Annotated in this window: 7 protein-coding genes; 6 read left to right on the top strand and 1 reads right to left on the bottom strand. The window is 68.5% G+C overall.

Annotated elements, in window-relative coordinates:
* Positions 1-14: 14 nt before the first annotated feature.
* The 3 genes from IT184_09305 (at position 15) to IT184_09295 (ending at position 3126) form a co-directional block, all read left to right on the top strand.
* The gene (locus IT184_09305) at positions 15-797 is read left to right on the top strand and encodes an SDR family oxidoreductase (GenBank protein MCC7008999.1); all 783 of its coding nucleotides are present in this window, start codon (positions 15-17) and stop codon (positions 795-797) included.
* A 65-nt stretch (positions 798-862) separates the two neighbouring features.
* The gene (locus IT184_09300; protein MCC7008998.1) at positions 863-1702 is read left to right on the top strand and encodes a fumarylacetoacetate hydrolase family protein; all 840 of its coding nucleotides are present in this window, start codon (positions 863-865) and stop codon (positions 1700-1702) included.
* A 110-nt stretch (positions 1703-1812) separates the two neighbouring features.
* Entirely contained in the window at positions 1813-3126 is a 1314-nt protein-coding gene (locus IT184_09295; GenBank protein MCC7008997.1) for an MFS transporter, read from the top strand.
* 67 nt (positions 3127-3193) lie between these two features.
* Here the strand turns inward: IT184_09295 and IT184_09290 are convergent, their stop codons facing one another.
* Positions 3194-4177, bottom strand: coding sequence for a Gfo/Idh/MocA family oxidoreductase (locus tag IT184_09290; GenBank protein ID MCC7008996.1), 984 nt, complete (start codon positions 4175-4177; stop codon positions 3194-3196).
* A 130-nt stretch (positions 4178-4307) separates the two neighbouring features.
* Here IT184_09290 and IT184_09285 point away from each other — a divergent pair, with 130 nt between their 5' ends.
* The 3 genes from IT184_09285 to IT184_09275 all read left to right on the top strand — a co-directional run bounded on the left by IT184_09285 (position 4308) and on the right by IT184_09275 (position 11385).
* A complete protein-coding gene (locus tag IT184_09285) occupies positions 4308-5216 on the top strand; it encodes a LysR family transcriptional regulator (GenBank protein MCC7008995.1) in 909 nt (302 codons plus the stop codon).
* Positions 5217-5345: 129 nt separating this feature from the next.
* Entirely contained in the window at positions 5346-9932 is a 4587-nt protein-coding gene (gltB, locus tag IT184_09280; GenBank protein MCC7008994.1) for a glutamate synthase large subunit, read from the top strand.
* Complete coding sequence (locus IT184_09275) at positions 9925-11385, top strand: glutamate synthase subunit beta (protein MCC7008993.1); 1461 nt, start codon at positions 9925-9927, stop codon at positions 11383-11385. Before gltB ends, IT184_09275 begins: the two co-directional genes overlap by 8 nt.
* The last annotated feature ends 1 nt before the right edge of the window (position 11386 follow it).

The raw sequence follows: 11386 nt of genomic DNA, 5'->3' as shown, positions 1-11386 counted from the left end.
TTGTTTCCGCACGCATGACCACACATCGCCAGGTGCTCGACGGTTTTCGGCTCGACGGAAGGCTCGCGCTCGTCACCGGTGGCGCTCGCGGCCTCGGGACGTCGATGGCCATGGCGCTCGCGGAGGCCGGCGCCGACGTTGCGCTCGCCGGCCGCGATCGCGCACGCTGCGACGCCGCCGGCCGTCAGATTGCCGCCGCGACGGGTCGGCGCGTCAGCGCGTTCCAGGTCGACGTGACGCGATTGGAGGACGTCGAGCGGCTTGCGAAAGATCTCGAGGACACCGTCGGGCACGTCGACGTGCTCGTGAACAACGCCGGCATCAACATCCGCGGGCCGATCCAGCAGTTGACCGAGGCGGACTGGGACGCCGTGATCGACACGAACTTGAAGGGGCCGTTTCTCTGCGCTCGCGCGTTCGGCCCCGGCATGGTGGCGCGCGGATGGGGGCGGATCATCAACATGGGATCCATCCTCGGCGCCGTCGGCATGGCGGGCCGGACGCCATACGCGTCGTCGAAGGCCGGCATCATGAACCTGACGCGCACGCTCGCGCTCGAATGGGCCGGCACGGGCGTCACCGTCAACTCGCTCTGTCCCGGCCCGTTCGGCACGGAGCTGAACCGCACGCTGCTCGACGATCCCGTGAAGTACCAGGAATTCATCGCGCAGATTCCGATGGGACGCTGGGGAGAACCCTACGAGCTCGGCGGCGCCATCGTGTTTCTCGCCTCCGACGCGTCGTCGTTCGTCACCGGCAGCGCGCTGTTCGTGGACGGAGGCTGGACGGCCAGATGACATCTGGCAGCCGGAAGCCGTACGTCGTAGGCCGTGAGCCGTAATCCGACATCGAAGGAGCCCGAATGAAGCTGTTGCGGTATGGTCCCCGTGGACAAGAGAAGCCGGGAATGCTCGATGCGCACGGGCGTATCCGGGATCTGTCGCACGAGGTCCCTGACATCGCCGGGGAAGTGCTGACACCGGCGTCGCTGAAACGTCTCGAGGCCATTGATTCCGAATCGCTGCCGCTCGTGTCGGGCTCGCCGAGGATCGGCCCGTGCGTGGGCGCCGTCGGCAAGTTCATCGGCGTCGGGCTGAACTACGCCGATCACGCGAAGGAGTCTGGCGCCGCGGTGCCGCGGGAACCGATCCTGTTCACGAAGGCCGTCTCGTGCATCAACGGCCCATACGACGACGTGGTGTTGCCTCGTGGATCCGAGAAGACGGATTGGGAAGTCGAGCTCGGCATCGTGATCGGGTCGCACACCAAGTACGTCTCGGAGGACGAGGCGATCGCGCACGTCGCCGGGTTCTGCGTCGTCAACGACGTGTCCGAGCGGGCGTTTCAGCTCGAAGGGACGGGACAGTGGCTGAAGGGGAAGAGCGCCGACACGTTCGGACCGATCGGCCCGTGGCTCGTGACCACCGACGAGGTCGGAAACTGGAATGACCTCGCTCTGTGGCTCGAGGTGAACGGCGAGCGTGTTCAGCATGGCTCGACGAAGACGATGATCTTCGGCGTCCCCACGATCGTCAGCTTCATCAGCCGGTTCATGAGCCTGCAACCGGGTGACGTCATCGCGACCGGCACGCCGCCGGGCGTCGGGATGGGACAGAAGCCGCAGCGTTTCCTCCGTGCCGGAGACGTGATGCGGCTCGGCGTCGCCGGCCTCGGAGAGCAGCAGCAGCGCGTCGTCAGTTGAGACTCGAGGCTACCGCTCCGCGCGTATGGTGGAGCAATGGATGCAAGGAGCAGTCGAGCTCGCCCCGTAAGCCGTGAGCCTGACCACAAGCCTGACCCGAGGAGTGACCTGTGACGGAGCTTGCGACCGAACGGCACGCACGAGCCGCATCGCCTGCGCTCCCGTCATCACGCCCGTCGCGGGCGCGCCACGTCACGGTGGCGTTCTGCGTGGTGCTCGCGCTCATCACGTACATCGACCGCGTGGCGATCTCGCAGGCGGCGCCGTTCATCTCTCAGGACCTCGGGCTGTCGCGCGTCGAGCTGGGCTGGGCGCTGGCGATCTTCGGCTACGCCTATGCGGCATTCGAGATCCCTGGAGGCTGGCTCGCGGATCGGATCGGCCCGCGCAAGGTCCTCATGAGGATCGTGCTCTGGTGGTCGACGTTCACGGCGGCCACCGGATGGGCCGCGGGCGCAACGTCGCTGATTCTGGTGCGCGGTCTCTTCGGCGCCGGCGAGGCCGGCGCCTTCCCCAGCATCACGCGCACCCTCACGGGGTGGCTGCCAAAGGGCGAACGCGAACGAGCACAGGCGTTCGTGTGGCTCGCGACCCGGCTGAGCGCGGCGCTGACGCCGACCCTCGTGCTCTGGCTGATCGTCACCGTGTCCTGGCGGCGAGCGTTCGAGATCTTCGGCGTGCTCGGCGTCGTCTGGGCCGTGGTGTTCTACCGGTGGTTCCGCGACGATCCGAGCGAGCATCCCTCGGTCAATCGCGCCGAGCTGGCGCTGTTGCCGTCTGCGTCGGAACGGCGCGTCGCCCACCGCGGTGTGCCATGGAGGCAGCTCTTCTCGCATCGCGCCGTCTGGCTGCTCTCGATTCAGTACATGTGCGTGGCGTACGGCTGGTGGTTCTACGTCAACTGGCTGCCGACGTATCTTCGCGAGGCGCGGGGCACGAGCTTTCAGCTCGGTGCCGTGCTCGCCGGCCTGCCCCTGCTCTTCGGCGGCATCGGCTGTCTCGTCTCGGCCGCCGTCCTGCCCCGGCTCGCGCGTCGCGTCGGCAGCGTCATGCTGGCCCGCCGCATCGTCGCCATCGTCGGGTTCGTGGGCGCATCTGCGTCGATCTTCACCTTCACCGCGATCGCCGAGCCGGTTCGAGCGATGTTCGTGTTGGGCCTCGCGGGCTTCTTCAACGACCTGATCATGCCGCCGGCGTGGGCGGGCACCATGGACGTGGGCGGCCGGTATGCCGGCACCGTCTCGGGCGCCATGAACACGATGGGCAGCATCGCTGGCGCGTTCTCGGTGACGTTCGTCGGGTATCTGCTCACCTGGACGGGCGACAACTGGACCGCCACGTTTCTGGTCTCGGCATCGATTTACCTCGCCGGGGCGATCTGCTGGCTCTTCCTGGATGCCGAGACTCCGATAGACGGAATCTGATTCCTGAATCGGTGAGGCCGTTCTTCGTCGAACGTCTGGTCGAGCGGCCGCGGTCCGCCGGCGCCGATCAACGCGCGCGCCGTCCGTAGTACGCGGCCACGCACTGTTCCATCGCCCACGAGGTGCGCGCGGCGCTCTCGCCGGTCGACTCGGCGACGCCGTCGCCGCGCAGCTCGTCGACGATGCACTGGACGAGCGGCTGATGGACGTGCGGCGGATTCCGCACCGCGTGCGTCGTCGTTCCCGCGCCAGTCGTGACGACGACGTCCACGTCGTCGAAGACGGCGGTGGAGATCTCACCGCCCGTGCCGATGAGCAGCAAGTGATCGGCACGCGCCGCCGCGTTGAAGTTCCAGAGTCCGACCGCAATCGCGCGGTCCTCGCACTGGAAGACGCCGCCGGTTACGTCCTCGGGCGGATAGAGGCGAGCCGTGTTGACGGCCAGGCCGGCCGCGCTGGTCACCGGGCCCGCGAGGAAGTCGATCAAGTCGATGGCGTGCGACCCAAGATCGAAGAACAGCCCGGCGCCGGCCACCTGCGGATCGAGCCGCCAGTCGCCGACCGTGTCGTCGTCGGCGAGCGGCCGGTTCAGCCTGATCTGGACCGACGTCAACTGGCCGATGGTGTTGTCGGCCAGCAATTGGCGCACGAGCCTGAAACGCGGTAGTGCGCGCCGGTAATAGGCGACCCAGAGCGGGACGCGCGCCGCACGAAACGCCTCGACCATCTGGACGCAATCCGCGTGGGTGAGCGCCATCGGCTTCTCGACCAGGCAGGGCTTGCCTCGCGCCGCCGCGCCGAGCGCGAGCGACAAGTGGCTCGAGGGGGGCGTCGCGACATAGACGGCGTCGACGTCGGGATCGGCGATGAGCGACTCGGCGTCGGCATGCACGGTCCGGACGCCGTGACGGGCGGCGAAGTCCTCGGCCTTCGCGCGGTCTCGGCGCGTGACGGCCACGAGCGCGGACCCGTTCGCCTTCTGCAGCGCCGGCCCGCTCTTCACTTCACATACGCGGCCGCACCCGATGATGCCCCAGCGGATCGTGTCCATGCGTCGGTTCATAGTAGCGGGCCCGGCATCGATTGGGTGACTGCGGATTCGGTCAGTCGGCGTTGGGGCGCCGCGGTGTGACGCCGAACTCGAAGGCGGAGCCGAGCCGAGACCCGCATAGAATTTCCCCGTGGACTTGAGACAGCTCGAGATTCTGCGTGCCGTGGCGGAGACCGGGTCGTTCACGGCGGCCGGCCATCAGTTGCACCTGTCGCAGTCGGCCGTGAGCCGGCAGATCCTCCTGCTCGAGGAGGAGCTCGAGGAGCAGCTCTTCCTGCGGGTCAGCGGCAAGATCCGGATCACGCCGGCCGGCTCGACGCTGCTCGCGCTCAGCCGGCGGGTATTCGACGAGATCGCCGAAGCGAAGTCCACGATTCTCGAGAGCCGGAAGACGCTCGGCGGGACGCTGCGCCTGGCGGGCGGGATGACCGTCTGTCTCTACGTGTTTCCGACGCTCATCAAGGAGTTCCGTCGCGCGCATCCCGGCGTCGAGGTCAAGCTGACGCCAGGCCCGACGCCGCGCGTCGTCCGCGCGCTCAGAACCGGCGCGGCGGATCTGGGCCTCGTCACGCTGCCGGTCGACGACCAGAGTCTCGTCGCCGAACCCGTCATCCGGGAAGAACTGCTGGTCGTCACGGCGCCGCAGCACCCGCTGGCGCGCAAGAAGATCGTGGCGCCGGAGGATCTCACGCGCCAACCGTTCGTGCTGTTCGAAGCCGGTTCGAACAGCCGGCGCACGATCGAGGAGTTCTTCGCCAAGGAGCAGATCGCCCCCAAGGTCGTGACCGAGACCGAGAACGTCGAGATCATCAAGGCGCTCGTCCGCATCCGGATGGGGATCTCGATCGTGCCGTACCAGGCGGTGGCCCGGGAGGTCGGTGCCGGGCAGCTCCACTGCGCCCGGATTGCCGGGCACAAGCTGCTGCGAGACACGGGCTGGGTCTACGCGCGCTCTACCAGGTTGCCCCGCGCGGTTCAGGAGATGAAGCGGATCCTCGAGGAGGTCAAGCCTCGGTTGAAGCTGGATCCTGGGGAGTAGGGATTCCGAAGGGTGGAACGACAGTAGGGGGGCTCGGAACCCGGCTCCGGTCCCGATATACGCCGTACGCATGCCCCCGATTAGAAAATTCCGCTTACGTTTGCTGGCACCGCTGGGCGATAACAGCTTGTGCAGTACGACGGACTCCCATCTCCGCAGGGGCTCTACGATCCCGCGTTCGAACGCGACGCGTGCGGCGTCGGGTTCGTCGTGCACATCAAAGGCCAGCGCTCGCACGCGATCGTCGAGAACGCGCTGCAGTTGCTGATCAACCTGTTGCACCGCGGCGCGTGCGGCTGCGAGGTCAATACCGGCGACGGCGCCGGCATCCTTCTCCAGATGCCGGATCGTTTCCTGCGCAAGGCGTGCGCCTCCATCGGCATCACGCTGCCGGCCGAACGCGGATACGGCGCGGGGCTCGTCTTTCTTCCGCGTGACGACGCGGCGCGCGCGCGCGTGGAGGCGATCTGCGAGCAGATCGTCGCCGAAGAAGGCCAGCAGTGGCTGGGCTGGCGGGACGTGCCGAGCGACGACCATCTCCTCGGGCCGAGCGCCGTCGCGGTCGAGCCCGTCTTCCGTCAGATCTTCATCGGCCGCGGCCCCGGCCTGCCGCCCCCGGGCGCGTCGGCCGGCGGCGACCTCGCGTTCGAGCGCAAGCTGTACGTCATCCGCAAGCGCGTGGAACACGCGGTCGACGCGCTGGATCTCGCCGACCGCCGCATGTTCTACGTCGTGAGCCTGTCCTCGCGCACGCTGATCTACAAGGGGATGCTCATCGCCGACCAGATTGCGACGATGTTCCCGGACTTGACGGACGAGGACATGGAGTCGGCGCTGGCGCTCGTGCACCAGCGGTTCAGCACGAACACGTTCCCGTCCTGGCCGCTGGCGCATCCGTACCGCTTCGTCGCGCACAACGGCGAGATCAACACGCTGCGCGGCAACATCAACTGGATGAAGGCCCGCGAAGCCCTGCTCGCGTCGGATCCGTTCGGCGACGACCTGCGGAAGATCCTGCCGATCATCCGCGAGGGCGGAAGCGACACGGCGATCTTCGACAACGTGCTCGAGCTGCTCGTCATGGCGGGCCGGTCGCTGCCGCACGCCGTGCTGATGATGATCCCCGAGCCCTGGAGCGGGCACGAAGGCATGTCGCCCGAGCGGCGGGCGTTCTACGAGTTCCACGCGTCGCTGATGGAGCCATGGGACGGCCCGGCCTCGATCGCGTTCACCGATGGCACGGTGATCGGCGCCGTGCTGGATCGCAACGGCCTCCGCCCGTCGCGCTACACGGTCACCAAGGACGATCTCGTCATCATGGCTTCCGAGGCCGGCGTGCTCGACGTCGCGCCCGAGAACGTGCTCGTCAAGGAGCGGCTGCATCCCGGCCGCGTGTTCCTCGTCGACACGGCGCAGGGCCGGATCGTGGACGACGAGGAGGTGAAGGAGCAGCTCGCCCGGCAACATCCGTACGGCGAGTGGCTGCGCGAGCACCTGGTCGCGATCGAGGACCTGCCCGACGCGCCCGAGCTGCCGCTGCCCGAGCCCACCACCATTCGCCGCCGGCAGCAGCTCTTCGGATACACCGAGGAGGATCTGAAGCTCATCCTCGCGCCCATGGTGCGGGCCGGCGAGGAGCCGATCGGTTCGATGGGCAACGATGCGGCGCTCGCCGTCCTGTCGGAGCGGCCGCGCTTGCTCTACGACTACTTCACGCAGCTCTTCGCGCAGGTGACGAATCCGCCGCTCGACGCGATTCGCGAGAAGCTGGTCACGTCCATGGAGTCGACGATCGGGCCCGAGCGGAACCTGCTCGATCCGACGCCGGAGTCGTGCCGGCAGATCAAGATCACCTATCCGATCATCGACAACGACCAGCTCGCGAAGCTGCGGCACATCAGCGTGCGCGGCTTCCGATCGATCACGCTGCCGATGTTGTTCGACCCCGGCCAGGACGGCCCGGGGCTCGAGCGCGCCATGACGGAGCTGTGCGAGCGCGCGGCCGAGGCCGTACGCGAAGGCGTGAGCATCGTGATTCTCTCCGACCGCGGCGTGAACGGCCGCCAGGCGCCGATCCCGAGCCTGCTGGCGACGGCCGGCGTGCACCATCATCTCGTGCGGACGGGCCTGCGGACGCGGTGCGCGCTCGTCACCGAGTCGGGCGACGCGCGCGAGGTGCACCACGTCGCCCTGCTGCTCGGTTACGGCGCCGGCGCCGTGAATCCCTACGTCGCGTTCGAGACGCTCGACGATCTGATCCGGCAGGGGAAGATCGAAGGGTTGACGCACACGCAGGCCGTGACCGGCTACATCAAGGCGCTGAACCTGGGCGTGCTGAAGGTGATGTCCAAGATGGGGATCTCGGTGCTGCAGAGCTACTGCGGCGCCCAGATCTTCGAAGCCGTCGGGCTCGACACGGCGCTCGTGGACCGGTACTTCACCGCGACCTCGTCGCGCATTGGCGGCATCGGCATCGACGTCGTCGCGGAGGAGGTGCGCCGCCGGCACGCGCGCGCATACGAGCCGCAGCCTGCCGGCACGCCGGAGCTCGACGCCGGCGGCGACTACCAATGGCGCCGGGACGGGGAGTTCCATCTGTTCAATCCGGCGACCGTCTTCAAGCTGCAGCACGCGACGCGCACCGGGCAGTACGCCGTCTATCGCGAGTACTCGCAGCTCGTGAACGACCAGAGCCGTCAGCTCGGCACGCTTCGGGGGTTGTTCGAGCTGAATCCGGCCGAGACGCCGGTGCCGATCGACGAGGTCGAGCCGGTCGAGTCCATCGTGAAGCGGTTCGCGACCGGCGCGATGTCGTACGGTTCCATCAGCCTCGAGGCGCACGAGACGCTCGCGATCGCGATGAACCGCCTCGGCGGCAAGTCGAACAGCGGGGAGGGCGGCGAGGATCCGGCCCGGTTCAAGCGCGATCCGAACGGCGACTGGCGCCGCAGCGCGGTCAAGCAGGTGGCGTCGGCGCGCTTCGGCGTGACGAGCGAGTACCTCGTGAACGCCTCGGATCTGCAGATCAAGATGGCGCAGGGGGCCAAGCCCGGCGAGGGTGGGCAGTTGCCCGGCTTCAAGGTCTATCCGTGGATCGCGAAGGTCCGGCACTCGACGCCAGGCGTCGGGCTCATCTCGCCGCCGCCGCATCACGACATCTACTCGATCGAGGACCTCGCGCAGCTCATCTACGATCTGAAGAACGCGAACGACCAGGCGCGGATCCACGTGAAGCTGGTCGCCGAAGTCGGCGTCGGCACCGTCGCGGCCGGCGTGGCCAAGGCGCACGCCGACGTCGTGCTCATCTCCGGGCACGACGGTGGCACCGGCGCGTCGCCGTTGACGAGCATCAAGCACGCCGGCGCGCCCTGGGAGCTGGGCCTCGCCGAGACGCAGCAGGTGCTCCTGATGAACGGGCTGCGCGATCGCATCGTCGTGCAGGTGGACGGCCAGATGAAGAGCGGCCGCGACGTCGTCATCGCGGCGCTGCTCGGCGCCGAGGAATTCGGGTTCGCCACCGCACCGCTCGTCGTGACCGGCTGCATCATGATGCGCGTCTGCCATCTGAACACCTGCCCGGTCGGCATCGCCACGCAGGATCCGACGCTGCGTGCGAAGTACGCCGGCAAGCCGGAGTTCGTCGAGAACTACTTCCGGTTCGTCGCCGAGGAAGTACGCGAGCTGATGGCGGCGCTGGGCTTCCGGACGATGGACGAGATGATCGGGCGGGTGGAGCGGCTGGACGTGCGCCGCGCCGTGGCGCACTGGAAGGCGAGCGGGCTCGATCTGGGGCCGCTGCTGACCGAACCGCCCGTCGCCCCCACCGCGGCGCGCCGTCGCGTCACGACGCAGGATCACGGGCTCGACGCGGCGCTGGACAACCAGCTCATCGAGGCCTGTCAGCCAGCGCTGACCGCTCGCAAGCGCGTCGACCTGCGGTTCCCGATCTGCAACGTGAATCGGACGGTCGGCACGATGCTCGGCGCCGAGGTCTCGCGCCGGTTCGGCGGCCTCGGCCTGCCCGATGACACGATTCACATCCGCTTCACTGGGTCGGCCGGGCAGAGCTTCGGTGCGTTCGTCCCGCGCGGCATGACGATGCAGTTGGAGGGTGAGGCGAACGACTACTTCGGCAAGGGCCTGTCGGGCGGCAAGCTGCTCGTCTATCCGCCGGAGACCGCGACGTTCGTCCCCGAGGACAACGTGATCATCGGCAACGTCGCGCTCTACGGCGCGACGGGTGGGGAAGCCTATGTCCGGGGCCTCGCCGGCGAGCGGTTCGCCGTGCGCAACAGCGGCGCGGTCGCCGTCGTCGAGGGCGTCGGCGATCATGGCTGTGAGTACATGACCGGCGGCCGCGTGGTCGTGCTCGGCCGGACCGGACGCAATTTCGCCGCCGGCATGAGCGGCGGCATCGCCTACGTGTACGATCCGTCGGGCACGTTCAAGGCGCGCTGCAACCACACCATGGTCGATCTGGAGAAGCTCGCGGGCGACGAGGACGTCGCGCTCGTGCGCGATCTCATCACGCGGCACATCCGGTACACGGGCAGTACGTGGGCCGAGCGCATCCTGAACGGCTGGCGGACGTCGAGAGCGAAGTTCGTCAAGATCATGCCGCGCGACTACAAGCGCGTGCTCCAGGCCGAGGCGCGCGCACGGCTGGAGGACCGCGAGGCGTCGTTCGAGGAGCTCGTCGGGGTGGCGCGTGGGTAAGATCACCGGGTTCCTCGAGATCCACCGGTCGAAGCCGAGGGCGCGACCCGTCGCGGAGCGCGTGCACGATTGGCAGGAGATCTACCTGCCGGTTCGGGAACAGGACATCCGCAATCAGGGCGCGCGCTGCATGGACTGCAGCATCCCGTTCTGCCATCAGGGCTGTCCGCTCGGGAACCTCATCCCGGACTGGAACGACCTGACGTATCGGAACCGGTGGCGCGAGGCCATCGACCGGCTGCACGCGACGAACAACTTCCCGGAGTGGACCGGCCGCCTGTGCCCGGCACCCTGCGAGGCGTCGTGCGTGCTGAGCATCAACGACGAGCCGGTGACCATCAAGACCATCGAGCAGACGATCGCGGACCGGGCGTTCGACGAAGGCTGGATCGTGCCAGAGCCGCCGGCGGCGCGCACCGGCAAGCGCGTGGCGGTGGTCGGATCCGGGCCGGCCGGCCTGGCCGCTGCGCAGCAGTTGAACCGGGCGGGCCATCTCGTGACCGTCTTCGAACGCGATGACCGGATCGGCGGCCTGCTGCGCTACGGGATCCCCGAGTTCAAGATGGAGAAGCGCGTGCTCGAGCGCCGGCTCGCCGTGCTCGAGGCGGAGGGGGTCCGGTTCAAGACGGGCGTGCACGTCGGCGTCACGATCCCGGCGGCCGAGCTGCGGTCGCAGTTCGACGCCGTGGTGCTCGCCGGAGGCGCCGCCTGGCCCCGCAACCTGAACGTGCCCGGGCGGGAGCTTGGCGGCATCCACTTCGCCATGGAGTACCTCACGCAGCAGAACCGCGTGTGTGAGGGAGACCACGTCCCGGCCGGGGAGCTCATCACCGCCAAGGGCAAGCACGTCGTGATCATCGGCGGCGGGGACACCGGCGCCGACTGCTACGGCACGGCGATCCGCCAGGGAGCCGCGTCGGTCACGCAGCTCGAGCTGCTGCCGCGCCCGCCCGAGCAGCGGACGCCGAACAACCCGTGGCCGGAATGGCCGAACGTGTTCCGGATCTCGGCCGCGCACGAAGAAGGCGGCGAACGCCTGTTCTCCGTGTCGACCGACCGGTTCTCCGGCGACGCCGGCCAGGTGCGTGCGTTGCACGCCGTGAAGGTCGCGCGAATCCAGGAGGGCGGGCGCACGGAGTTCCGTCCGATCGCAGGCAGCGAGTTCACGATGCCCGCCGAGCTGGTGCTGCTCGCGATGGGGTTCCTCGGGCCGGAGCACCAGGGCATGCTGGCCGAACTCGGCGTGCAACTGACCGAGCGCGGCACCGTGTGGACCGACGAGCGCTGGATGACCAGCGTGCCGGGCGTGTTCGCCGCCGGCGACATGCAGCGCGGGCAGTCGCTCATCGTGTGGGCGATCGCCGAAGGGCGGAGCGTGGCGCACGCCGTCGATGCCCATCTCATGGGGAGCTCGATGCTGCCGGCGCCGGTCAGGAGCCAGGGCGCGGCCTGAT

The sequence above is a fragment of the Acidobacteriota bacterium genome, assembly GCA_020853395.1.
Lineage (GTDB): Bacteria > Acidobacteriota > Vicinamibacteria > Vicinamibacterales > SCN-69-37 > JADYYY01.
Note: the sequence above shows the minus strand (reverse complement) of the source record. Positions and strands in the feature narration are given on the sequence as shown.